This window comes from Lelliottia sp. SL45, from assembly GCF_026672535.1.
GTDB classification, from domain to species: domain Bacteria; phylum Pseudomonadota; class Gammaproteobacteria; order Enterobacterales; family Enterobacteriaceae; genus Enterobacter; species Enterobacter nimipressuralis.
In genome coordinates, this window is sequence record NZ_JAPPRH010000003.1 from 2,548,489 (window position 1) to 2,573,466 (window position 24,978).

24 protein-coding genes are annotated in these 24,978 nt (G+C 55.6%); 15 read left to right on the top strand and 9 right to left on the bottom strand.

The features are described from left to right. The first annotated feature begins 6 nt into the window (after positions 1–6). From mrdA to lipA, 8 genes are all read left to right on the top strand, one after another. Positions 7–1,908 carry a peptidoglycan DD-transpeptidase MrdA gene (mrdA, locus tag OVA10_RS18510; RefSeq protein ID WP_100777227.1) on the top strand — a complete coding sequence of 634 codons (1,902 nt, stop codon included), beginning with the start codon at positions 7–9 and terminating at the stop codon, positions 1,906–1,908. A gap of 2 nt (positions 1,909–1,910) precedes the next feature. After that, the gene (gene mrdB / locus OVA10_RS18515; protein ID WP_100777228.1) at positions 1,911–3,023 is read left to right on the top strand and encodes a peptidoglycan glycosyltransferase MrdB; all 1,113 of its coding nucleotides are present in this window, start codon (positions 1,911–1,913) and stop codon (positions 3,021–3,023) included. A 16-nt stretch (positions 3,024–3,039) separates the two neighbouring features. Next, complete coding sequence (rlpA, locus tag OVA10_RS18520; protein ID WP_107704047.1) at positions 3,040–4,140, top strand: endolytic peptidoglycan transglycosylase RlpA; 1,101 nt, start codon at positions 3,040–3,042, stop codon at positions 4,138–4,140. A gap of 139 nt (positions 4,141–4,279) precedes the next feature. Beyond that, the gene (gene dacA, locus OVA10_RS18525; RefSeq protein WP_095281215.1) at positions 4,280–5,491 is read left to right on the top strand and encodes a D-alanyl-D-alanine carboxypeptidase DacA; all 1,212 of its coding nucleotides are present in this window, start codon (positions 4,280–4,282) and stop codon (positions 5,489–5,491) included. Positions 5,492–5,599: 108 nt separating this feature from the next. Then, complete coding sequence (ybeD, locus tag OVA10_RS18530; protein WP_095281214.1) at positions 5,600–5,863, top strand: DUF493 family protein YbeD; 264 nt, start codon at positions 5,600–5,602, stop codon at positions 5,861–5,863. Between the two features lie 97 nt (positions 5,864–5,960). Next, a complete protein-coding gene (gene lipB, locus OVA10_RS18535) occupies positions 5,961–6,602 on the top strand; it encodes a lipoyl(octanoyl) transferase LipB (protein WP_123429272.1) in 642 nt (213 codons plus the stop codon). A 299-nt stretch (positions 6,603–6,901) separates the two neighbouring features. Next, positions 6,902–7,855, top strand: a complete 954-nt coding sequence (locus OVA10_RS18540) for a YbeF family transcriptional regulator (RefSeq protein ID WP_102104175.1) — start codon at positions 6,902–6,904, stop codon at positions 7,853–7,855. A gap of 206 nt (positions 7,856–8,061) precedes the next feature. Next, complete coding sequence (lipA, locus tag OVA10_RS18545) at positions 8,062–9,027, top strand: lipoyl synthase (protein ID WP_102104176.1); 966 nt, start codon at positions 8,062–8,064, stop codon at positions 9,025–9,027. 81 nt (positions 9,028–9,108) lie between these two features. Here the strand turns inward: lipA and tatE are convergent, their stop codons facing one another. After that, positions 9,109–9,312 (bottom strand): twin-arginine translocase subunit TatE, encoded by a 204-nt coding sequence (gene tatE / locus OVA10_RS18550; protein ID WP_100777233.1) that lies wholly within the window; start codon positions 9,310–9,312, stop codon positions 9,109–9,111. 127 nt (positions 9,313–9,439) lie between these two features. Beyond that, positions 9,440–10,228: a deaminated glutathione amidase gene (locus tag OVA10_RS18555; RefSeq protein WP_268196580.1), complete on the bottom strand. Its 789-nt coding sequence runs from the start codon at positions 10,226–10,228 to the stop codon at positions 9,440–9,442. A gap of 66 nt (positions 10,229–10,294) precedes the next feature. On the opposite strand from OVA10_RS18555, the gene crcB reads away from it, so the two are divergent. After that, the gene (crcB, locus tag OVA10_RS18560; protein WP_100777235.1) at positions 10,295–10,678 is read left to right on the top strand and encodes a fluoride efflux transporter CrcB; all 384 of its coding nucleotides are present in this window, start codon (positions 10,295–10,297) and stop codon (positions 10,676–10,678) included. A 223-nt stretch (positions 10,679–10,901) separates the two neighbouring features. On the opposite strand, the gene cspE is transcribed toward crcB, so the two are convergent. The 7 genes from cspE to OVA10_RS18595 form a co-directional block, all read right to left on the bottom strand. Further along, the gene (gene cspE, locus OVA10_RS18565; protein WP_000034826.1) at positions 10,902–11,111 is read right to left on the bottom strand and encodes a transcription antiterminator/RNA stability regulator CspE; all 210 of its coding nucleotides are present in this window, start codon (positions 11,109–11,111) and stop codon (positions 10,902–10,904) included. 190 nt (positions 11,112–11,301) lie between these two features. After that, a complete protein-coding gene (gene pagP, locus OVA10_RS18570; protein WP_268196911.1) occupies positions 11,302–11,847 on the bottom strand; it encodes a lipid IV(A) palmitoyltransferase PagP in 546 nt (181 codons plus the stop codon). 193 nt (positions 11,848–12,040) lie between these two features. Next, positions 12,041–15,145 carry an efflux RND transporter permease subunit gene (locus tag OVA10_RS18575; protein WP_268196581.1) on the bottom strand — a complete coding sequence of 1,035 codons (3,105 nt, stop codon included), beginning with the start codon at positions 15,143–15,145 and terminating at the stop codon, positions 12,041–12,043. Continuing rightward, on the bottom strand, positions 15,142–16,347 hold the full coding sequence (locus tag OVA10_RS18580) for an efflux RND transporter periplasmic adaptor subunit (RefSeq protein WP_268196582.1): 1,206 nt from the start codon (positions 16,345–16,347) through the stop codon (positions 15,142–15,144). Before OVA10_RS18580 ends, OVA10_RS18575 begins: the two co-directional genes overlap by 4 nt. After that, positions 16,344–17,600, bottom strand: a complete 1,257-nt coding sequence (locus tag OVA10_RS18585) for a TolC family protein (protein ID WP_268196583.1) — start codon at positions 17,598–17,600, stop codon at positions 16,344–16,346. The genes OVA10_RS18580 and OVA10_RS18585 overlap by 4 nt, the downstream gene beginning before the upstream one ends. A gap of 11 nt (positions 17,601–17,611) precedes the next feature. After that, positions 17,612–17,923 carry a copper-binding protein gene (locus OVA10_RS18590; RefSeq protein WP_123429279.1) on the bottom strand — a complete coding sequence of 104 codons (312 nt, stop codon included), beginning with the start codon at positions 17,921–17,923 and terminating at the stop codon, positions 17,612–17,614. A 55-nt stretch (positions 17,924–17,978) separates the two neighbouring features. Further along, positions 17,979–18,380: a hypothetical protein gene (locus OVA10_RS18595; protein ID WP_100777240.1), complete on the bottom strand. Its 402-nt coding sequence runs from the start codon at positions 18,378–18,380 to the stop codon at positions 17,979–17,981. 341 nt (positions 18,381–18,721) lie between these two features. Between OVA10_RS18595 and dcuC the strand changes: the two genes are divergently transcribed. The 6 genes from dcuC (at position 18,722) to ypdE (ending at position 24,960) form a co-directional block, all read left to right on the top strand. Further along, positions 18,722–20,095 (top strand): anaerobic C4-dicarboxylate transporter DcuC, encoded by a 1,374-nt coding sequence (gene dcuC / locus OVA10_RS18600; RefSeq protein ID WP_102104185.1) that lies wholly within the window; start codon positions 18,722–18,724, stop codon positions 20,093–20,095. Between the two features lie 142 nt (positions 20,096–20,237). After that, positions 20,238–21,047, top strand: coding sequence for a ribonuclease I (rna, locus tag OVA10_RS18605; protein ID WP_268196584.1), 810 nt, complete (start codon positions 20,238–20,240; stop codon positions 21,045–21,047). Positions 21,048–21,220: 173 nt separating this feature from the next. Beyond that, positions 21,221–21,547, top strand: a complete 327-nt coding sequence (locus OVA10_RS18610; protein ID WP_102104187.1) for a PTS fructose transporter subunit IIB — start codon at positions 21,221–21,223, stop codon at positions 21,545–21,547. Between the two features lie 24 nt (positions 21,548–21,571). Then, on the top strand, positions 21,572–22,822 hold the full coding sequence (locus tag OVA10_RS18615; RefSeq protein ID WP_107704056.1) for a PTS fructose transporter subunit IIC: 1,251 nt from the start codon (positions 21,572–21,574) through the stop codon (positions 22,820–22,822). Positions 22,823–22,834: 12 nt separating this feature from the next. Further along, entirely contained in the window at positions 22,835–23,920 is a 1,086-nt protein-coding gene (gene ypdF / locus OVA10_RS18620; RefSeq protein ID WP_268196585.1) for an aminopeptidase, read from the top strand. Next, positions 23,920–24,960, top strand: a complete 1,041-nt coding sequence (ypdE, locus tag OVA10_RS18625; protein WP_248859819.1) for an aminopeptidase — start codon at positions 23,920–23,922, stop codon at positions 24,958–24,960. The genes ypdF and ypdE overlap by 1 nt, the downstream gene beginning before the upstream one ends. The last annotated feature ends 18 nt before the right edge of the window (positions 24,961–24,978 follow it).

The window sequence follows — 24,978 nt, forward strand, 5'->3', positions numbered from 1 at the left end:
CAGCGGATGAAACTACAGAATTCTTTTCGCGACTATTCGGCTGAGTCCGCGCTGTTTGTGCGCCGGGCGCTGGTCGCTTTTACCGGGATTTTGCTGCTGTCTGGCGTACTCGTCGCCAACCTCTACAATCTGCAAATCGTCCGCTTCACCGATTATCAAACGCGCTCTAACGAAAACCGCATCAAGCTGGTGCCCATCGCACCGAGTCGCGGCATTATCTACGACCGTAACGGCACGCCGCTGGCGTTAAACCGCACCATCTACCAAATCGAGATGATGCCGGAAAAAGTCGATAACGTGCAGGACACGCTGGATGCGCTGAAAGGCGTGGTCGACCTCACGGATGACGATATCGCCGCCTTCAAAAAAGAGCGTTCGCGTTCGCACCGCTTTACCTCCATCGCCGTGAAAACCAATCTGACGGAAGTCCAGGTCGCCCGCTTTGCGGTGAACCAGTACCGCTTCCCCGGCGTTGAGGTCAAAGGCTATAAGCGTCGATTCTACCCCTACGGCTCCGCGCTGACTCACGTCATTGGCTACGTTTCCAAAATTAACGATAAAGACGTCGATCGTCTCGACAAAGACGGCAAACTGGCAAACTACGCCGCTACCCATGATATCGGTAAGCTTGGCATTGAGCGCTTCTACGAAGACGTGCTGCATGGACAAACGGGCTACGAAGAGGTTGAAGTGAACAACCGTGGCCGCGTGATCCGCCAGCTAAAAGAGGTGCCGCCGCAAGCCGGTCACGACGTCTATCTGACGCTGGATCTTAAGCTCCAGCAGTATATCGAAACCCTGCTGGCAGGCAGCCGTGCGGCGGTGGTGGTCACCGATCCGCGTACCGGCGGCATTCTGGCGCTGGTATCTATGCCAAGCTACGATCCGAACCTGTTTGTCGATGGCATCTCCAGCAAAGACTATTCCGGTCTGTTGAACGATCCGAACACTCCGCTGGTGAACCGCGCCACCCAGGGCGTCTATCCGCCAGCATCCACGGTTAAACCGTATGTTGCCGTCTCCGCCCTGAGCGCAGGCGTAATCAACCGCAATACCAGCCTGTTTGACCCCGGCTGGTGGCAGCTGCCCGGCTCAGAAAAACGCTATCGTGACTGGAAAAAATGGGGCCACGGCCACCTGAATGTCACCAAATCCCTGGAAGAGTCGGCGGATACCTTCTTCTATCAGGTCGCCTACGACATGGGGATTGACCGCCTCTCGGAGTGGATGAGCAAATTTGGCTACGGCCACTACACGGGCGTGGATCTCTCGGAAGAGCGTTCAGGCAACATGCCAACCCGCGAGTGGAAGCTGAAACGCTTTAAAAAGCCGTGGTATCAGGGCGACACCATTCCGGTCGGTATCGGCCAGGGTTACTGGACCGCCACGCCAATCCAGATGAACAAAGCCATGATGATCCTCATCAACGACGGCGTGGTGAAAGTACCGCACCTGCTGATGAGCACCGTCGAAGATGGCAAACAGGTTCCATGGTCGCAGCCCCATGAAGCACCGGTGGGTGATATCCACTCCGGCTTCTGGGAAATCGCCAAAGACGGGATGTACGGCGTCGCCAACCGTCCAAACGGCACCGCGCATAAGTATTTTGCGGGCGCACCGTATAAAGTGGCGGCGAAATCCGGTACCGCACAGGTCTTCGGCCTGAAAGCCAACGAAACCTATAATGCGCATAAAATCGCTGAACGTCTGCGCGACCATAAACTCATGACCGCATTTGCGCCTTATGATAAGCCGCAGGTGGCGGTAGCGATTATTCTCGAAAACGGCGGCGCTGGTCCGGCGGTAGGTACGATTATGCGCCAGATCCTCGACCACATTATGCTGGGCGACAACAACACCGACCTGCCGGCTGAAACCCCAGCCGCCTCTGCGGCGGAGGACCAATAATCATGACGGATAATCCAAATAAGAAATCGCTGTGGGACAAAATCCACATCGACCCGGCCATGCTGCTGATCCTGCTGGCATTGCTGACCTACAGCGCCCTCGTTATCTGGAGCGCCAGCGGCCAGGATATTGGCATGATGGAGCGCAAGATTGGCCAGATCGCGATGGGTCTGGTGATCATGGTGGTGATGGCGCAAATCCCGCCGCGCGTCTATGAAGGCTGGGCGCCCTACCTCTATTTTATCTGTATTATTTTGCTGATCGCCGTGGATGCATTCGGGGCGATTTCGAAAGGTGCGCAGCGCTGGCTCGATCTCGGGATTGTGCGTTTCCAGCCCTCCGAGATTGCGAAAATCGCCGTTCCGCTGATGGTCGCACGCTTTATCAACCGTGACGTCTGTCCGCCCTCGCTGAAAAATACCGCCATTGCGCTGGTGCTGATCTTCCTGCCGACCCTGCTGGTTGCGGCGCAGCCCGATCTGGGAACGTCGATTCTGGTGGCGCTGTCCGGCCTGTTCGTGCTGTTCCTGTCCGGCTTGAGCTGGCGATTAATCGGCATTGCGGTGGTGCTGGTGGCCGCCTTTATCCCGATACTTTGGTTCTTCCTGATGCATGACTATCAACGTCAGCGCGTCATGATGTTGCTCGATCCGGAAACCGATCCGCTGGGCGCGGGCTATCATATTATTCAGTCTAAGATTGCAATTGGCTCGGGTGGTTTGCGCGGTAAAGGCTGGCTGCACGGAACACAGTCACAGCTGGAGTTCTTGCCGGAACGCCATACGGACTTTATTTTCGCCGTTCTGGCGGAAGAGCTTGGCCTGGTCGGTATTTTGATTTTGCTGGCCCTGTACCTCCTGCTGATCATGCGTGGACTGTGGATCGCCGCGCGCGCGCAGACCACCTTCGGTCGCGTCATGGCAGGCGGTTTGATGCTGATTTTATTCGTTTATGTCTTCGTAAATATTGGTATGGTGAGTGGGATTCTGCCGGTTGTAGGCGTGCCGTTACCGCTGGTGAGTTACGGAGGCTCGGCACTGATCGTGTTGATGGCCGGGTTTGGGATAGTGATGTCTATCCATACCCACAGAAAAATGTTGTCCAAAAGCGTATAAAAATAAGGGGATCGCCATGCGTAAGCAGTGGCTGGGTATCTGCATCGCAGCAAGTTTACTTGCAGCTTGTTCAAGTGATGATGGTCAGCAACAGGCAACCATCGCGCCGCCGCAGCCTGCGGTCTGTAACGGTCCGGTGGTTGAAATCAGTGGCGCGGACCCAATTTATGAGCCGCTGAACGCGGGCGCCAATCAGAATTACGAACGCGACGGCAAGAGCTATAAGATTGTTCAGGACCCGTCCCGCTTCAGTCAGGCCGGTTTTGCCGCCATCTATGACGCGGAGCCAGGCAGCAACCTGACTGCCTCTGGCGAGACCTTCGACCCGGCGCAGATCACTGCCGCGCACCCGACGCTGCCCATCCCAAGCTATGTGCGCGTCACCAACCTGGCGAATGGCCGCATGATTGTGGTGCGCATTAACGACCGTGGCCCTTACGGTAACGATCGCGTGATTTCGCTCTCCCGCGCGGCAGCGGATCGTCTGAATACCTCCAACAATACTAAAGTCCGCATCGATCCGATTATCGTGGCCCAGGACGGCACGCTGTCTGGCCCTGGGACAGTATGTACCACCGTCGCCAAACAGACCTATGCCCTGCCCGCTCGTCCGGATTTGAACGGTGGAATGGGGAGCGCCTCTTCCCTGCCGCAAGACACCACGCCACCGGATAATGTGCGCGCCATCAGCAACGATACGCTGAAAAGTGACGACTCCACCGGTGCACCGGTGAGCAGCAGCGGTTTCCTGGGCGCAGCGACACCGCTGGCCTCCGGCGTGCTGGAAGGCAGTGAGCCAACGCCAGCCCCCGTTGCGGCCACACCTGTCACTCAGCCAGCGCCCGTGACCGCGCCTGCCGCGGTGACGCCGCCAGCGGCGACCTCTGCCAGCGGCAATTTTGTGGTTCAGGTCGGTGCGGTAAGCGATCAAGCGCGTGCGCAGCAGTATCAGCAGCAGCTGAGCCAGAAATTTGGCGTACCTGGTCGCGTTGAACAAAACGGTGCCGTCTGGCGTATCCAGATGGGGCCGTTTGCCAGCAAATCGCAGGCCGCGTCGTTGCAGCAGCGTCTGCAAAACGAAGCGCAGTTACAGTCGTTTATCGCTGTTGCGAAGTAATGAATCGGCGGTATCCGAATTGTCAGTTTGTGTAACCAACGTTCACAATCTCATGCTGAAAGTCGGATGCCTGCCTGTATAGCATTTGCTATAGTAAGGCACTTTTTTTAATTCCATCACGGATGTCGTAGTTCTGACCATGAAGACCACTCTCTCCGCTCGATTCTTGCAGCGCATGGCGCTGACCACGGCCCTTTGCGCAGCCGCTCTCTCAGCCGCTCACGCCGATGACCTGAATATCAAGACCATGATCCCTGGCGTTCCGCAAATTGACGCGGAATCCTACATCCTGATCGACTACAACTCCGGCAAAGTGCTGGCAGAACAGAACGCTGATTCGCGCCGTGACCCTGCGAGCCTGACCAAAATGATGACCAGCTACGTCATCGGCCAGGCGATGAAAGCGGGTAAATTCAAAGAGACTGACCTGGTCACCGTGGGTAACGATGCCTGGGCGACCGGTAACCCGGTGTTTAAAGGCTCTTCCCTGATGTTCCTGAAACCGGGGATGCAGGTGCCCGTTTCTCAGCTGATCCGTGGCATTAACCTGCAGTCCGGTAACGACGCCTGTGTGGCCATGGCCGATTTCGCCGCCGGTAGCCAGGACGCCTTTGTTGGCCTGATGAACAGCTACGTTTCCGCGCTGGGCCTGAAAAACAGCCACTTCCAGACCGTACATGGCCTGGACGCAGATGGTCAGTACAGCTCCGCACGTGATATGGCGCTGATTGGCCAGGCGCTGATTCGTGACGTGCCGAACGAATACACCATCTATAAAGAAAAAGAGTTCACCTTTAACGGTATCCGCCAGACCAACCGTAACGGTCTGCTGTGGGATAACAGCCTGAACGTCGACGGCATCAAAACCGGTCATACGGATAAAGCGGGCTACAACCTGGTGGCCTCCGCGACTGAAGGCCAGATGCGTCTGATCTCTGCGGTAATGGGCGGTCGTACCTTTAAAGGCCGTGAGACGGAAAGTAAAAAACTGCTGACCTGGGGCTTCCGTTTCTTCGAAACCGTGAATCCACTGAAAGCCGGTAAAGAGTTTGCGTCAGAGCCAGTGTGGTTTGGCGACAACGACCGCGCATCCCTGGGCGTAGATAAAGATCTGTACCTGACCATTCCTCGTGGTCGCATGAAAGACCTGAAAGCCAGCTACGTGCTGAACACCAGCGAACTTCACGCGCCGCTGCAGAAGAACCAGGTGGTGGGAACCATTAACTTCCAGCTCGACGGTAAAACCATCGATCAGCGTCCGCTGGTGGTGCTGGATGAAATTCCTGAAGGCAATTTCTTCGGCAAAATCATTGATTACATTAAATTGATGTTCCATCACTGGTTTGGTTAAAAATTGAACACTTGAAAGTGTGATTTTGATCCCCATATACTAGGTATCCTGATAACTCCCACCCGCACGTGGGAGTTATTATTTTTTTGATGTAATGCCGGAGCTGACATGAAAACCAAACTTAACGAACTGCTTGAATTCCCTACCCCGTTTACTTACAAAGTAATGGGTCAGGCGTTGCCGGAGCTGGTTGACCAGGTGGTTGAAGTGGTACAGCGCCATGCGCCGGGTGACTACTCTCCGACGGTAAAACCAAGCAGCAAGGGCAACTACCACTCGGTTTCCATCACCATTACTGCCACGCATATTGAGCAGGTCGAAACCCTGTACGAAGAGCTCGGCAATATCGAAATCGTCCGTATGGTGCTGTAGTCCCCTCGTGGTTACCCGCTTTGCCGGGTAACCCGCTCCCCTCTCTGTGATATACTCCCCACACCCTTTTCTCGCTACCTCCCCCGGAGTTGCTGTTTTGTATCAGGATAAAATTCTTGTCCGCCATCTCGGGCTGCAACCTTATGAGCCTGTCTCTCAGGCTATGCATGATTTCACTGACTCACGCGATGACAACACGCCCGATGAGATCTGGCTGGTTGAGCACCTGCCGGTTTTCACCCAGGGGCAGGCGGGTAAAGCGGAGCATGTACTGGTTCCCGGTGATATCCCGGTTATTCAAAGCGATCGCGGCGGGCAAGTGACCTACCACGGACCAGGTCAGCAAGTGATGTATGTCCTGCTGAATCTGAAACGCCGCAAACTCGGGGTACGCGAACTGGTCACGCTGCTGGAGCAAACCGTAGTGGATACGCTGGCAGAATACGGCATCGATGCCCATCCGCGTGCCGATGCGCCGGGGGTGTATGTCGGGGAGATGAAGATCTGTTCGCTCGGGTTGCGCATCCGCAAGGGCTGCTCATTCCACGGCCTTGCGCTCAATATCAATATGGATCTTTCGCCTTTCCTGCGCATCAATCCGTGTGGTTATGCGGGAATGGAAATGACCCAAATGCACCAATGGGTAGAAAATGTCACCCCAGATATTATTCGCCCGACGCTGGTAAGTAATCTTTTAGCGCTGCTAAACAATCCACCACACGAATATATTCCCGCTTAATATATTATACATGATGGTCCATTTATTTTATGGACCTTCGCGTATTTACCGCATTTACGCTTTACAATAATCCATAGTTTCTATATTTTCGAAGCGCTTGAGCAGGTTCACATATTTTGCTGCGTTTAATTTCAGTACGTGAATACCACCTTGCGAACTGGCCTTCATTTGATTGAAAATTACACAGTTAGTTGATTTCCCTAAACAATTGACATCCACAAAATACTTTACCAATCACTACAAGCACAATATATAAATTCAACTATCATTCATATTGTGAATGAATACGGAGTGACAGCGTGGATTATAATAATTTACCGGCTAAACGACTGAATGAGCCAGGCGGTCAGGACAAGCCGCAAGTTTTTAGGACTTTACGTAATATTGACCTCAATTTATTGACGATCTTTGAGGCCGTATATGTCCATAAGGGTATCGTTAATGCTGCGAAAATTCTTAATCTCACCCCCTCAGCAATTAGCCAGTCAATTCAGAAATTGCGCGCTATATTTCCTGACCCGCTGTTTATTCGTAAAGGCCAGGGTGTCACCCCTACCGCTTACGCCACGCACCTTCACGAGTACATCAGCCAGGGGCTGGAGTCGATTCTCGGTGCACTGGATCTCACTGGCAGCTATGACAAACAACGCACCATTACGATAGGCACGTCGCCTTCCGTCGGCGCGATGGTCTTGCCGATTATCTATCAGGCGGTTAAGCGTGAAGCCCCTCAGCTGATGCTGCGCAATATTCCGGTTAACGACACGGAAACCCAGCTCGCACAGTTCCAGACTGACCTGATTATCGACAGCAATGCTTTTGGCGCACGATCGCTGGCCCACAGCGTGCTTTACGCCGACGGGCTGCTGCTGGTATGTCGCAAAAATCATCCGGCCCTCAGCCAGACGGCAACGGCTGAAAATCTGCGTGAATATGAGTACGCCCTGTTCATGAATGACGGGCACAACCTGAATCAGCTGCACCAGCGCGTTAACGAACTGTTCCCGGATCGCCTGGTGAACTTCAGCAGTTACAATATGTTTACGATTGCGGCGCTGGTGGGCAACAGCGACATGATCACCATTATGCCTTCGCGCCTTTATACCCTGCTGCGCCAGTGCTGGCCGCTGGAACAGATCCCCTACGCGCCGCTAAATGCAGAATCTATTGAGATTGCGCTGCATTACAATAAACTGAGCCTGCGCGACCCGGTTCTGGAAAACGTGATTAACATTATCCGTCAGGCGTTTTAAAGCCCCTTCCAGCGCAAGCCCCTGCCCCGCAGGGGACAAAGGGCACAAAACAACAACTATTTTACAATTTGGCGACCTCACAGGCTGCTTTATCGCCCTTATCAATGATATACTGCCTGTCGTTCGTTCAAAAATAGTTGATAAATACAACATTCCCTTGAATTGAAACGCTTTCCCTCGAATTTCGCAACTGGAACACGCACGCTATGAGTAAACCCATTGTGATGGAACGCGGTGTTAAGTACCGCGACGCCGATAAAATGGCCCTTATCCCGGTTAAAAACGTGGTTACGGAGCGCGAAGCGCTGTTAAGAAAACCGGAATGGATGAAAATCAAACTTCCGGCTGACTCGTCACGCATTCAGGGTATCAAAGCGGCGATGCGTAAGAACGGCCTTCACTCTGTCTGTGAAGAAGCGTCTTGCCCGAACCTTGCGGAATGTTTCAACCACGGTACGGCCACCTTCATGATTCTGGGCGCGATTTGCACCCGTCGCTGCCCGTTCTGCGACGTGGCACACGGTCGCCCGGTCGCCCCTGACGCCAACGAGCCACTGAAGCTGGCCCAGACCATTGCCGACATGGCATTGCGTTACGTGGTGATTACCTCCGTTGACCGTGACGATCTCCGCGACGGCGGTGCGCAGCACTTTGCAGATTGCATCACCGCCATCCGTGAGAAAAGCCCGAACATTAAGATTGAAACGCTGGTGCCCGATTTCCGTGGTCGTATGGATCGCGCGCTGGATATTCTCACCGCCACGCCACCGGATGTGTTCAACCACAACCTGGAAAACGTGCCGCGCGTTTACCGTCAGGTGCGTCCGGGCGCAGACTACAACTGGTCACTGAAGCTGCTGGAACGCTTTAAAGAAGCACATCCGCACATTCCAACCAAATCTGGTTTGATGGTCGGTCTGGGTGAAACTAACGCTGAAATTATCGAAGTGATGCGCGATCTGCGCCGCCATGGCGTGACGATGCTGACCCTGGGCCAGTATCTGCAGCCTAGCCGTCATCACCTGCCGGTACAGCGCTACGTCAGCCCGGATGAGTTCGATGAAATGAAAGCCGAAGCGATGGCGATGGGCTTTACCCACGCGGCTTGTGGTCCATTCGTTCGCTCTTCCTACCATGCGGATATGCAGGCGAAAGGCGAAGAAGTGAAGTAATGATTTATTACACTTCACCCATAAAAAAACCGGCTATTACGCCGGTTTTTTTCTTTCCAGAGAACTGGAAGGACAGTGCCATTACTCTTTGTGCGACAGCTTCTCAGCCGGGACGTCGCCCTCTGCCGTTTTCTTAGCAGTGGTGTCGTCATCGTTCATCGCTTTTTTGAAGCCTTTAATGGCTGTACCCAGGTCTCCGCCCAGAGTACGTAACTTCTTGGTACCAAACAGCAGGACGACCAGCGCCGCAACCACCAGCAGTTTAGTAATACTAATCTCACCCATAGATACCTTCTTCACTTAAAACAGGCTGCAAACAGCGCCAGAAAACCTGATGTTATTAACGGACATTCGACGCGCGCACACAATAGCAATCTGTAACAAGGTGAATCAAGCTTTGATGAAAAAAACATCACATTAATTGCGGTGGCGCAAACCGTCGGTTGGTCAGAACCGGTAATTGCCGCCGCGCCTGCGCGATTCGCTCAGAAGAGATCTCGGCCATAAATAGGCCTGGCGCTTCACCCGCTGCCGCAATCGTCACGCCCAGGGGATCAACAATCCGGCTCTGGCCGATATTCTTATTACCGCACTCTCCGGCGGCAACGATGTAGCAGGTGGTGTCCAGCGCGCGTGCGGTTAATAACGTCGCCCAGTGATGCTCTTTGAGCGGCCCTCTGACCCACGCGGCGGGCAGCACTAAGACTTCCGCCCCGGCCAGCGCCAGGTTCAGCGCCATCTCCGGGAAGCGTAAATCGTAGCAGGTCATCAGCCCCAGCTTGATGCCCTCGACGTCTATCAGCGGTGGGATCTGGCTGCCGGGATCAACCAGGCGGGATTCCTGAACAGTAAACGCATCATAGAGATGGAGCTTGGCGTAATCCGCGATGATTTTCCCCTCGCGCAGTACGACCAGGGTATTGGCTGCCCTGCCCTCGGTCGTCGGGACATGCACCGTCAGCACTGTGGTGAGCTGGTTGCGCTGGCTCTCATCCAGCAGCAGCTGTAAAAAGCCGCCGTCCAGGGGCTGGGCCGACTTCACCGAAAGGTCCGGGTCCTGATCATGACGTGCCAGAAGCGCCTCCGGGAGAACCAGCAGCGCGGCTCCCTGGCGCGCCGCTTGTGCCATCAGTGCGACACATTGACGGGCGTTTTCCTCCCAGAATGGGCTAACCGCGAACTGTCCAACCGCAACATACATATTTTCCCCCTGCTTCACTTAGCGATACACTCAATACTTTGACTCATTCAATAGCAGGAATTGACAGTGTTACAACTCCTTTTAGCCGTATTTATTGGCGGCGGCACGGGCAGCGTTGCGCGATGGTTTCTCAGCATGCGCTTTAACCCCATGCATCAGGCCATTCCGATGGGTACACTCACCGCGAACCTGATCGGCGCGTTTATCATTGGTATGGGATTAGCGTGGTTTAACCGCATGACGCACATCGATCCGATGTGGAAATTATTGATCACCACCGGTTTTTGCGGCGGGTTAACGACCTTTTCCACCTTCTCGGCTGAAGTGGTATTTCTGCTCCAGGACGGGCGTTTTGGCTGGGCACTGACAAACATTGCCGTCAACATGCTCGGCTCGTTTGCGATGACCGCGCTCGCATTTTGGTTATTTTCTGCCGCCAGCGCGCATTAATCACTGGCATATTAATGTTAGCTTAATTTTTCTCTGTCACGCTTGTCGATAAATCGACCAGGGGTGATGAGATGAAAGAAAAAGTGATGAGCGCAGGCATGATGTTACTGAGCGTACTTATCGTCGCCAGCTTTCTGAAAATGTATCTGTTTTAGCTCTAAAAAAAGCACAAAAAAAACCCGCTCAATGAGCGGGTTTTGGAGTTCTTGCTGAACGGCTCGAATTACAGAGCAGTTACGTTAGCAGCAGAAGGACCTTTGGCACCGTTAGTGATTTCGAACTCAACGCGCTGGCCTTCAGCCAGGGTTTTGAAACCATTAGTCTGGATTGCAGAGAAGTGTACGAACACGTCTTTGCTGCCATCTTCCGGAGTAATGAAACCGAATCCTTTGGACTCATTAAACCACTTAACGTTACCTTTAATCTTAGACATCAAAATTACCTTTACATGAAAAATGGACACAAATGCTGTGTCGGGTATCAGTACAACAATTGTGGGCCGTTTTGTCCAGCGGTTCTTTGTTAAAAAGTGACAAAAGTCGCGTTAATTTTATCGACTGGCTGTTTGTGCTTTACGATTCAAAAAGCGTGCATTTTTCAGCCAATCGACAGGTTTTTTTCAGTTAAAACTGGAAGCGCATCCAGGCGAAGTAAACGTTCCCGTTGTTGTAGGTACCCGGAATATAGGTCATCTGGAATGTGGCCGGACCGTAGCCGATAGACGCCAGCGGCAGCAGCACGGGTATCGGGATGTATTTCCAGTTATCACGCGCCGTAAAGCCCGCCGTGTACCCCAGGCCCATGTGGAAATTGTCATCCGCCAGCGGACGCCAGGTCTTCTCCCAACCGTAACCACCAATCGGCTCCCATTTGTTATAGGAGTCTTTAAACGCCATCAGGTACAGGCCGTGCCAGTTGCCTTTAGCATCCCAGCGGGATTGGCCAAAACCAGCACCCCACGGGCGTTCGTTGTAACGATCCGTTTTCTCTTTGTCGTAGGCAAAACGGGCGTGCCAGGTGATTGCCGGAACATACAGGTCATAATGCTCAGGTTCGTTCCAGGTCTGCGCTACGTTGTCGGTGAAGGTTGAGAACCATCCTTTATCCGCCGCTTTCTCATCTGCCATCGCCGACGCCGATAAGGTGAGCTGAGCAAAAACAAACAACATAACCAGGAAAATATTATTTCTTATCGTCACAATGAAATTACCATTTTTCGTATTCGGGGCGATTTTAACAAATATTAATTAAATGAAGACTGAATAACATCGCCCTTAATCCGAATTATTTACTTTCAAAAGTGGGAATATTCCTGGTGAATAACAACAAAACGCCCCGAAATAATCGGGGCGCAAAGATTAATTAACGCTCATGTAACAATTTATACAAAGCAGGAATAACCAGCATGGATAATAAGGGTGCTGTGACCATACCGCCGATCATTGGTGCCGCAATGCGCTGCATCACCTCAGATCCGCTTCCGCCGCCCCACATGATGGGCAGCAAGCCCGCCATGATCGTGGCAACCGTCATCACTTTTGGCCGCACGCGCAGCACTGCACCTTCATGAATCGCACGCATCAGTTGCGTGTTTCCCCCCTCAGGATATTTATCCAGAGCCTGATTGAGATACAGCACCATAATAACGCCGAATTCCGCAGCCACCCCGGCGAGGGCTATAAATCCGACAGCACCCGCGACGGAAAGATTATATCCCAGCAGCCACAACAGCCATACGCCGCCTATAAGTGCAAACGGCAAAGTCCCCATTATTAATAAGACATCCGCGATTCGCTTAAACGTCAGCCACAACAAAATAAAGATAATCATCAACGTAACCGGAAGCACCAGTTTCAGTTTTTCCGTGGCGCGTTCCAGATATTCAAATTGCCCGGACCACGACAGAGAAACACCCTGCGGCAATGTGACCTGTTCGGCGACGCGCTGCTGCATCTCTTCAACAGCGGACTTCAAATCCCGCCCGCGCAGGTCGACATAAATCCAGTTTGAGAGCCGTGCGTTCTCGCTTTTCAGCATCGGCGGCCCTTCTGTGACCTGGATATCCGCCAGTTCTCCCAGCGCGATCTGGCTGCCGTTTGCCGTCACTACTGGCAGAACCCGCAGCTTATCGACGTTATCCCTAAGATCGCGGGGATAGCGCACGTTGATGGGATAGCGCTCGCGTCCCTGAATCACCTCTCCGATGTTGTCGCCGCCCACCAGCGTCGAGACCATACTCTGCAGCTCATCGACGGAGACACCGTAGCGCGCCGCTTTTTGCCGGTCGATACGAATATCGACATAGCGCCCGCCCGCCAGCCGCTCCGCCAGCGCAGACGTCACGCCCGGCACCTGCTTCACAATCGACTCAATTTGCCCGGCGACGCGTTCGATATCGGCAATATTGTTGCCGTTCACCTTAATCCCCACCGGACTCTTGATCCCCGTCGCCAGCATGTCCAGACGGTTACGAATCGGCGGCACCCAGACGTTGGCAATACCAGGGACCGAAACGGTTTTATCCAGCTCCTCCACCAGTTTTTCAGGCGTCATGCCGGGCCGCCACTGGTCGCGCGGCTTAAAGTGGATCGTGGTCTCAATCATCGTCAGCGGCGCCGGGTCCGTTGCCGTGTCCGCCCGTCCGGCTTTACCAAACACGCTCGCAACTTCCGGAACGCTCTTGATCAACCGATCCGTTTGCTGCAACAGACGACTGGCCTCGCGCGCCGAAATGCCCGGCAGCGTCGACGGCATATACAGCAGATCCCCCTCATTGAGCGGCGGCATAAACTCGCTGCCCAGCCGACTGAGTGGCCACAGCGTCGCCAGTAAAAGCGCCAGCGCCAGCGCCAGGGTTGTTTTGGGAAAGCGCAGAACGTTATCGAGCAGCGGCTCATACAGCCGAATCAAGAAGCGGTTTATTGGGTTGGCCTTTTCATCCGGGATTTTGCCGCGAATGAAATAGCCCATCAGCACCGGAACCAGCGTAATCCCAAGCCCTGCCGCCACCGCCATCGACCAGGTTTTGGTAAAAGCCAGCGGCGAAAACATGCGGCCCTCCTGCGCTTCAAGGGAAAAGACCGGAATGAACGACAGCGTAATAATCAGCAGGCTGCAAAACAGCGCCGGTCCCACTTCGACCGCTGCCCGCTCGGCCAGATGCCAGTAATCGCCGGAGGTAGGCTCCTGATCCGGATGATCGTGTCGCCACTGCTCCAGCACTTTGTGCATGTTTTCAATCATCACAATCGCCGCATCGACCATCGCGCCAATCGCAATCGCAATCCCTCCCAGCGACATAATATTGGCGTTGATGCCCTGGTAGTGCATCACCACGAACGCCCCCAAAATCCCTAAGGGTAACGAGACGATTGCCACCAGCGCCGAGCGGAAATGGAAGAGGAATAACGCGCACACCAGCACCACGACCGCAAACTCTTCCAGCAGTTTATGGGTCAGGGTTTTGACCGACTCTTCAATCAGCGTTGAGCGATCGTAAACCGGCACTATCTCCACCCCTTCCGGCAGCGTTTTTTGCAGCGCCTGGAGTTTATCTTTCACCGCATGAATAGTTTCCAGCGCATTTTGCCCGTAGCGCATCACCACCACGCCGCCCGCCACTTCGCCTTCACCGTTCAACTCCGCCACTCCGCGACGGATTTCAGGCCCGTAGCTCACCGTCGCGATATCGCTGAGCAGCACCGGTTTGCCGTCACGCGACGTGAGCACCACATTGCGGAAATCGTCCAGCGAGCGCAGATAACCGGTGGTGCGCACCATGTATTCCGCCTCCCCCATCTCCAGCAGCGCGCCGCCGCTCTCCTTATTCGCCGCCTGAATGGCACTCACCAGCTGACCGTGAGTGATATTCAGCGCACGCATTTTTTCGGGCGACGCCACTATTTGATACTGACGCACCATGCCGCCGATGCTGGCGACTTCCGAGACGTTCGGCACGGTTTTAAGCTCAAACTTTAAGGTCCAGTCCTGCAGCGCCCGCAAATCGGCGAGGCTGTGCTTGCCGGTGCGGTCAATCAGCGCATATTCATAAATCCAGCCGACCCCTGTCGCATCCGGCCCAAGAGAGACTTTCACCCCCGCCGGGAATTGCGACTGCACCTGGCTCAGATACTCCAGCACCCTTGAGCGCGCCCAGTACAGATCGGTGCCATCTTCGAACAGCACATAGACATAGGCATCGCCAAACATTGAAAAACCGCGCACGGTTTTGGCCCCCGGCACGGAGAGCATCGAAGTGGTGAGCGGCCAGGTCACCTGATCCTCAATGACCTGCGGCGCTTTGCCTGGATAGCTGGCTTTGACGATCACCTGCACGTCCGAGAGATCCGGCAGTGCGTCCAGCGGCGCGCGCTGGACCGCCCACCAGCCCCAGCCAGCCATGATCGCGGCTGCGAGGATCACCAGCAGCCGGTTGCGTAATGAAGCACGAATGACGGCGGCGATCATGGCGTCACCTCCGGCAGCGAGCTGCGCAGGCTCGCTTCCGAGTCGATCAGGAATTGCCCGGAGGTCACCACGATATCGCCCTCCTGCACGCCGGAGGTGATTTCGGTCCAGCCTTCAGCCGTCATTCCCGTTGTCACCTTAACCGGGCGGAAATAGCCATCGCCCGTTGCCAGCAAAACACGCTGCGATTCACCGCTGTTAATCACCGCCTCTTCCGGGACAGCAATCACCGCAGCGCCGCGCGTTTGCTCTGCGCGAGAAACATTCAGGAACATACCCGGTTTCAGTTTATTGCCTGGGTTTTCCAGTACGATTCGCGCCTGAAGCGTGCGCGTGGTCGCTTCCATTTGTGGCAACAGTTCGCTGACGGTGCCGTGAAAACGCTCGCCCGGCCAGCTTTCGGACGTGGCACTCATTTCGCTGCCGACCGTCAGGGATTGCGCCTGGGTTTGCGGATAATCCACAACCAGCCAGACCGTATCCAGCGCGGCGATCTCAAATAATGGCGCGGTGGCCGCCACCTGCGCCCCTTCCCGCGCGTCCAGCTTGACGACATACCCGGCGCGGTCGGCGCGCAGGGTTAATCGGTTTTGCGGTTTCCCGCTGCGCTCGACGGCGCGAATAGTCTCTTCCGGCATAAACTGCAGCGCCAGCCGCTCCCGCGCCGCGCGGGTGAGCGTCGCGTCCCCGAGCTGACGTACGGCCAGATACTCCTGCTGCGCCGTTGTCCACTGGGGAACCCAGATCTCTGCCAGCGGTTCACCGGCTTTGACCTGCTGCTGCTGCGCACGCACGTAGAGTTTTGCGATCACGCCCGCTGCGGGTGCCGGATAAATTGTCAGGCTGCGTTCATTAGTCGAGACCGTCGCATAGGCCGAGAAAGGCTGCGCCAGCGCGCGCTTCTGCGCTTTGCCCGTTTTCATCCCGAGGTTTTGCTGCTGCTCGTCATTGATCCCCACGCCCGTCGCCGCTTTCTCTTCGTCGGCGTAACGCGGCACCAGATCCATATCCATGAAAGGCGATTTCCCGGGCTTATCGAAACGCTGGCCCGGCATCATCGGGTCGTACCAGTAGAGCACTTTGCGCTCGGCCGGTTTTGCCTCGTCGGGAGCGGCATGCATCGTGCGCTGCCCCGCGTAATAGCCGCCGCCCGCAGCCAGCAGAACGGCCAGTGCGGTTGCGCTTAACGTCAGTATTTTCATTGTGTGGTGTCCTGCGGGATCAGCCATTGAATTGCCGCCCAGGTCCGCGCCATCTCGCGCTCAGCCTGGTTGGCAGCCAGTTCGGTGTCGAGCACGCTGCGACGTGCCTCAAGGAGCGCCGGGAGTTCCGACTGCCCGGAACGGTACTGTGCGGCCAGCACCGCCAGCCGTTGATGCTGGAGCGGCAGGAGGTCATCGCGCTGGCGCTGCCACAGGGTCTGCGCGGCCTGGTATTGCGCCACCAGCGACTGCACCTGCGCGACATGCTCACGCTGAATCAACGTCAGCTGATCCACGGCCTGCATCGAGCGCGACACCTCAGCGGCATAGTCCTTGTCCTGTCGGCGCGACTGGAACAGCGGCAGATCGACGGTAAACATCACGCCCGCCATATCGTCATACCCTTCGGCGCGATGAGCGTAGAACACCTCCACATCGACGTCGGGGATCGCCGCTATCGCCGACTGGGCCGAGCGGGCTTTTGCCGTTACCGATTCGCGCTGCGCGGCTTCCACTTCCGGATGACGGACAATCGCCTCCTCCAGCGTCTTTTCGTCGGCAGGTAAACGTTGATAGCGCGGCAGCGGGCCTTGCACATCGGTAATGGCTTGCCCGGTGAGCTGGAACAGGCGGCTTTGCGCCAGCTGAACATCCCGGCTCGCGAGCGTCACTTTGTCGCGCATCGCGCTCAGGGTCATCTGCAGCGAGAGCACGCTGTCGGGCGATGCACTTCCTGCGCCGACGCTGGCCTTTTGTACGCCCTGCTGACGCTCGGTTTCATTCACCAGATTTTTGGCGGTCGCGAGTGCCTGCTTTGATAACGCAAGATCGAGCCACGCCTGCGCCGTATCACGCTGGAGCGCGGCGCGAATGGCCTCGGACTTCGCCTCCACACCCCGCGCCTGGGCCTGTAACGTTTGCGATTTACGCTCCCGCTTTTCCGCACTCACGTAGCTTTGCATGATGCCAATACGCTGCATCGTCATCCCTTCGCGGGTAAACCGCTGGTCATTACTCCCCTGCACCGGCACGTTTTCGATGCCGAATTTGAGTTTAGGGTCGGGCAGCTGAGTGGCGGAATCCGCCATCATATCCAGCGCCTGCGCTTCGTTGCGGCTGGCAGAAAGCTCCGCAGAATAGCGCTGGGCTTCGGTCAGGGTTTGCGCGAGCGTCCAGGACTGGGCCTGAACCGCTGGGCTTAAAAAGCCGAGCAGCACCCCACCGAGCCACAGGCTCAGTGTCTGATATTTCATGGTCACCTCCCTTAGCGCAGCGGCGTCAGGGAGATAATCTGGAAGCCATCACCCGCGCGTTCGAGCGTAAAGGTGACGCGATCGCCGGACTTCAGCGAAGCGGTATCCACATTTTTCGCCAGCACAAACGGCATGGTCATCGCGGGCCACTGCAGTTCAGGAATGGCCTGATGCTGGAGGATGATTTGGGGTGGCGCGATCTGCTGAACCACGCCCTGGCCTTGCCAGTGTTGGGCAGCAGGTGACGGATCGGTGGCCTGAACGGAAAGAGAGATAAGGGAGAACAGCACGCCCGTAAGCGCAGAGACAAAAATTGCACGCATGATAAAACTCCTGTTAATCGTAAAAGAAAAATAAATTCAACGAATTAACAGAGAGCTATTCCCGGAACCGGCAAAAACGGATCGTTGCCGGCGGCCCCGCTGCGGGAGGGGTGAGTGACCATGCGGACGGCGAAACGTCGCTGCATGAAGGGGTGTTTAAGGTGATGGTCATGGTCGCAGGAAGCGCGACCACTTGCGTCTGCCCGGGATCTTTTTGCGCCTGATCCGGAACGCAGTGTTTTTCACACAGAGGCGAAATGTTGCTGAGCTCGTGATGAAGCGGCGTGGTCATCATGTCCATATGCTGGATCATGGCGCTTTCGCCGCGCGGGCTCAGGGAGCAATCATGGGACGCAACCGCGACCTGGCTCTGAATCAGCAGCCAGCCGAACGCGAACAAAAACATCAGCAGATGTTTTTTCAGAAAGCGCAGGCGGTAACTCCAGCTGGCATGCATATTCGCGTCGTCGGGTGGCAAAAGGAAGCCGAGTATAAGAACAGCGCGTGTTGAAATTAAAGCTATTTTAAATAGTTTTACGTTCTTAATCCTTTCACGGATAAAACCCTCTAAATATCACAACAATTAATTATCATTTTAATGACATATAATAATCATAGCTGCGGTCAATAGTGTGGTGACACAAATGACGTAGTGGTGGCAAAATATCGTTGATGGCCGTTTTAGTAGTCATTTTATTGATTTTAGTCAGCAAGAACTGCCCATTTATTCGGCACATTTCAACACTTCATTTTTTTGATTTTCCGTGCTCTCTGGGGAGCGCACGTACAGGGGAAACCATGCTTACCGTTATCGAACTCCTCATCGGAGTGGTCGTCATTGTCGGCGTTGCGCGCTACATCATTAAAGGCTATTCCGCCACCGGGGTATTATTCGTCGGCGGTTTAACGCTGCTTATTATTAGTGCGCTAATGGGCCACCAGGTGTTACCGGCCAGCGAAACCAGCACCGGTTATACCGCCACCGATATTGTGGAATATATTAAAATTCTGCTGATGAGCCGCGGTGGCGATCTCGGCATGATGATTATGATGCTGTGTGGTTTCGCCGCGTATATGACCCATATCGGCGCCAATGATATGGTTGTCAAACTGGCCTCAAAGCCGCTGCAATATATTAACTCCCCCTACATTCTGATGATTGCCGCCTATTTCGTGGCGTGCCTGATGTCGCTGGCGGTCTCCTCCGCTACCGGTCTCGGCGTTCTGCTGATGGCGACGCTGTTCCCGGTGATGGTGAACGTGGGTATCAGCCGCGGTGCCGCGGCAGCGATTTGCGCCTCCCCTGCCGCGATTATCCTCTCCCCAACGTCCGGTGACGTGGTATTGGCTGCAAAAGCCGCCGAAATGCCGCTGATTGATTTCGCCTTTAAAACCACTCTGCCGATCTCTATCGCCGCCATTATCGGTATGGCGGTTGCGCACTATTTCTGGCAGAAGTATCTCGATAAAAAAGAAAACATCAGCCACGAGATGCTGGACGTGAGTGAAATCACCACCACCGCGCCATCGTTCTACGCCATTCTGCCGTTCACGCCAATCATTGGCGTACTGATTTTCGACGGCAAATGGGGTCCACAGCTGCACATTATTACCATTCTGGTGATCTGCATGCTGCTGGCGGCGGTGCTGGAATTCGTTCGCGGCTTTAATACTCAGAAAGTGTTCTCCGGCCTGGAAGTAGCGTATCGCGGGATGGCTGACGCCTTTGCGGGCGTGGTGATGCTGCTGGTCGCGGCGGGCGTTTTCGCCCAGGGCCTGAGCACTATCGGCTTTATCCAGAGCCTGATCTCCATCGCCACCTCCTTCGGCTCTGCCAGCATTATTCTGATGCTGGTGCTGGTTGTCCTGACGATGCTGGCCGCCATGACGACCGGCTCAGGTAACGCCCCGTTCTATGCGTTCGTCGAGATGATTCCAAAACTGGCTCACTCGTCCGGTATCAACCCGGCCTACCTTTCGATTCCGATGCTGCAGGCCTCCAACCTGGGCCGTACTATCTCCCCGGTTTCCGGTGTGGTGGTTGCGGTCGCCGGTATGGCCAAAATCTCCCCGTTCGAAGTGGTGAAACGCACCTCTGTTCCGGTGCTGGTCGGCCTGGTCATTGTGATTATCGCAACAGAAATCCTGGTGCCGGGTACGGTCGCGGGATAAAAGAATGGGCCTGGTGGCGCTACGCTAGCCAGGCCGGCCTTACCCTCAGCCCGCATCGCCGGGCACAAAAAGCGCCTGCGGGCGCTTTTTGTGCTTTAATAAGTTCCTGGAATTAATTTCCCTTTAATCATCAGGAATTCAAATGTTCAGGAAGGATATCGTTCTCCGGTTCAGTGCAACCGCCCTTGCCCTGTGCGCCTTCTCAGCACATGCCGCGCCGCTTCAGGCCACACAGTATGCCGATTTTGATCGCTATGTCCTTGCCCTCTCCTGGCAGACCGGTTTTTGCCAGAGCATGCACGACCGCAACCGCAATGAGCCTGACGAGTGCCGCCTGCAAAAAGAGAGCACAACCAAAACGGATTTTCTGACGGTTCACGGCCTGTGGCCGAGCCTGCCCAAATCTATCGCCTCGCGCGGGGTGGACGATCGCCGCTGGATGCGATTTGGCTGCGCCACTCGCCCCGTCCCCAACATGCCAGAAGCCAGAGCCAGCCGTAAATGCGCCGCTGCCGAAACCGGGCTTTCCTTCGAAGCCGCCGCAAAACTTAACGGCGAAATGCCTGGCGCGGGCGGAGAGTCCTGTCTGGAACGCTATGAATACGCCAAGCACGGCGTCTGCTTTGGGTTCGATCCTGACGCCTATTTTGGCACCATGGTGCGCATGAATCAGGAGGTGAAAAGCAGCGCGCTGGGGAAATTCCTTGCTGATCACTACGGCAAAACGGTTTTTCGCCGCGATTTTGACGAGGCCGTCGCCAAAAGCTGGGGCAAAGAATCCGTTAAAGCCGTCAAGCTGACCTGCAACAATAACCCGGCGTATCTCACCGAACTGCAGCTTTCACTCAAAGCCGCGACCATCAACGCGCCGCTCTCATCGGCGTCGTTTGCGCCCCAGCCGCACCCTGGCAACTGCGGCAAGCAGTTTGTCATTGATAAAGTCGGCTACTGATCCTCTGCCGGGGGCACCCGCCCCCGGCGTTTCATCCTTTTCCCTTATAGGACGATAAGCGTCACACTTCTGATCTCACGCCTCATCTCTCCAGCTAATGCATTATTTATCCGGTAAACAACCCTGAAACCTCCCCGCCATAATCGCGGTGTCATCTACAGGAGAATGTTCACATGGCTAAAAAACTGATTGCGTTGTGCGCCTGCCCGATGGGTCTGGCACATACCTTTATGGCGGCTCAGGCGCTGGAAGAGGCCGCGGTAGAAGCTGGCTACGAAGTCAAAATTGAAACCCAGGGGGCGGATGGCATCCAGAACCGCTTAACGCCACAGGATATCGCCGGGGCGGACATTATTATTCATGCCATCGCGATCACCCCGGAAGACAACGAACGCTTTGAAACGCGGGACGTGTACGAAATTACCCTTCAGGACGCCATTAAAAACGCGGCGGGAACCCTGAAAGAAATCGAAGAAATGATTGCTGCAGAACAACAATAATCCTCCACTTCAGGGGTCCTGGTTATGGCAATTAAAAAACGCAGTGCGGTTCGGTCGGACGGTCACGAAGGCGATACCCTCGCACTCACCCCCGCGCCCGCCGCAACGGGCAATACCTTCTGGAAAGAACTTCCACAGCACATTATGTCGGGAATTTCCCGCATGGTACCTACGCTGATCATGGGTGGGGTGATCCTCGCCATTTCTCAGCTTATCGCCTATGTCTGGCTGGAGATCCCGCCGGACACCGGCATTCTGGATGCGCTGAACTCCGGCCACTTCACAGGTTTTAATCTGTCGGTGCTGAAGTTTGGTTACCTGACGGAATCCTTCGGCGGGCTGCTGTTCAGCTTCGCGATCCCGATGTTTTCTGCCTTTGTCGCCAACTCTATCGGCGGCAAGCTGGCCTTCCCGGCCGGTTTTATCGGCGGGCTGGTCTCCACCCAACCGACGCTGGTGCTAAATTTCGACCCGGAAAAACTCACCTGGCTTGCCACCAAACCTGTGCCTTCTACCTTTATTGGCGCGTTGATCATCGCTATTGCGGCGGGCTATCTGGTCAAATGGCTTAATAACAAAATTAACCTTCCTCAGTATCTGCTGGCGTTTAAAAGCACCTTTCTGATTCCGATCCTCTCCGCGCTGTTTGTGATGCTGGCGATGTATTACGTCATTACGCCTGTTGGCGGCTGGCTGAACGCAGGCATGCGCACGCTGTTGCTGGCCGCAGGCGAGTCTGGCTCGATGATGTACGCCATCGGCATGGCGGCGGCGACCGCCATTGATCTCGGTGGGCCGATCAACAAAGCGGCGGGATTTGTCGGGCTTGGGCTAACCACCGATCACGTATTACCGATCACCTCCCGCGCCGTTGCGATTGTTATCCCGCCAATTGGTCTAGGGCTGGCGACGTTAATCGACCATCGTCTGACCGGCAAACGTCTGTTTAGCCCGCAGCTTTACCCGCAGGGAAAAACGGCAATGTTTCTGGCGTTCATGGGTATTAGCGAAGGGGCAATCCCCTTCCTGCTGGAAAACCCGCTCGCCACGCTACCGGCCTATATGGTGGGCGCAATTGCCGGAGCGATGACGGCAACGGCGCTCGGTGCCGTGCAGTGGTTCCCGGAATCCGCTATCTGGGCATGGCCGCTGGTTACCAACCTGGGAGCCTACATGCTCAGCATTCTGGTTGGCGCGACGATCACCGCCCTGCTGGTGGTGCTGATACGTAACAACATGCATAAGCGCGGAAAACTGTCCGTCGATACGCTGTAACGAGGTCATGAGATGGAATTACTGACAAGGCTGCGCGCCTGGCTTGCAGCAGAAAATCTGGACGGCGTGCTGATCTCCTCGCGCCAGAACAAGCAGCCGCATCTGGGTATTTCAACCGGTTCCGGTTTTGTTCTGATAACAGATAAAAGCGCGCATATCCTGACGGATTTTCGCTATTACAGCGACATCGCCTCCCGTGTGAGCGGCTATCACCTGCACCTGCTGGATGCAGAAAACCCGCTCACCAGGGTAGTGAACCGGCTGATTGCCCGCGAAGGGATCGCCACACTGGGTTTTGAAGGCGAACAGGTCAGCTGGCAGACCGGAACCCACTGGCGCAATACGCTGGATGCGAAGCTTTGCAGTATCTCCCTCGACGTCTTACGGCAGATCAAAACCGCTGAGGAGATCGCCTCGATTCGCGCGGCCTGCCGGATTGCCGATAGCGCGGCGCAGCATATTCGTCGCGTGATTCAGCCCGGCATGCGCGAGCGCGAGGTGGCAGCGGAACTGGAATGGTTTATGAAGCAACAGGGGGCAGATAAACCCTCCTTCGATACCATCGTCGCCAGCGGAACGCGCGGCGCGCTGCCGCATGGTAAGGCCTCCGACAAAGTGATAAACGCAGGAGAGATGGTCACTCTCGATTTTGGCGCCCAACACCAGGGATATTGTTCGGACATGACGAGGACATTCCTTGTCGCCGGACACGGCCAGAAGCCTGAGGACCATCCTCTCTATTGCGTGTATCAGACGGTGCTTGAGGCACAGCTCGCCGCCATCGCCACCATTCGCCCCGGCGTCGCCTGTCACCAGGTTGATACTGCAGCCAGAACGATTATCGAACGCGCAGGGTACGGCCCGCAGTTTGGTCATAATACCGGGCACGCGGTTGGTATCGATGTGCATGAGAATCCGAGATTCTCTCCCACCGACACGACCCTGCTTCAGCCCGGTATGCTGCTGACCGTTGAGCCGGGGATCTACCTTGACGGCCTGGGCGGGGTGCGGATTGAAGATGTGGTACTGGTGACGCCCACTGGCGCTGAGGTTCTCTACACCATGGACAAAACGCTACTGACAACAGGGGAACGTTAATGGACACAGAACTTCTGCGCAAACTGAGTGAGGCCGATGCCATCGCCGCCTCTGAACAAGAGGTGCGCGATATCCTGCTGGCTGAAGCGCAACGTTACGCGAAAGAGGTCCGGTTTGACGGGCTAGGCTCGGTGCTCATTCGCGTCAACCGCAGCGACGGGCCGAAGGTGATGGTGTGCGCCCATATGGATGAAGTCGGTTTTATCGTGCGCTCCGTGACAAAAGAGGGGGCCATCGAGGTGTTGCCTGTCGGCAATGTCCGCATGATGGCCCGCACTCTGCAGCCTGTCAGAATCACTACGCGCGACGGGCGGAAAATCCCCGGATTACTGGACGGCGAGACGAAAGGCGAGACGGTAGAGAATTTGCGCGTTGATATCGGGGCGACCTGCGCCGACGAGGTGCTGACGGCAGGCATTGATGCGGGCGATCGGGTGACTTTCGACACCCTTTTTCAGCCCCTTCCTCACGGCCGGGTGATGGGCAAAGCGTTTGACGACCGTCTCGGCTGCTATCTGCTGATTACCCTTTTGCGTGAACTGCACGCTATACCGCTGGACTGTGAGCTGTGGCTGGTTGCCAGCTCAAGCGAGGAGGTCGGGCTGCGCGGCGGGCAGACGGCAAGCAGGGTCGTGAATCCTGACCTCGCCCTGGTGCTTGACACCGCCTGCTGGTCCAAAAACTTCGACTACAGCTCTGCAAATCACCGTCAGACGGGGGCCGGACCCATGCTGGTGCTGTATGACAAATCACACATTGCCCCGCCGAAGCTCACCGCTTTCGTTGAGGAGGTGGCTCTGGCTCAGGGCATCGCGCTGCAAAAAGATATGTTCAGCAACGGCGGCACCGACGCAGGCGCAATCCATCTTTGCGGAACCGGCGTCCCGGCGGTGGTACTCGGGCCGCCCACCCGGCACGGTCATTGTGCCGCATCCATTGCTGACATCCAGGATATTGACCATACCCACCAGCTGCTGGTTGCCCTGCTGGCTCGTCTGAATCGTGAGACCGTGGATCATCTGACGGACTTCAGATGCTGATCTCACGTTGAACGGAGG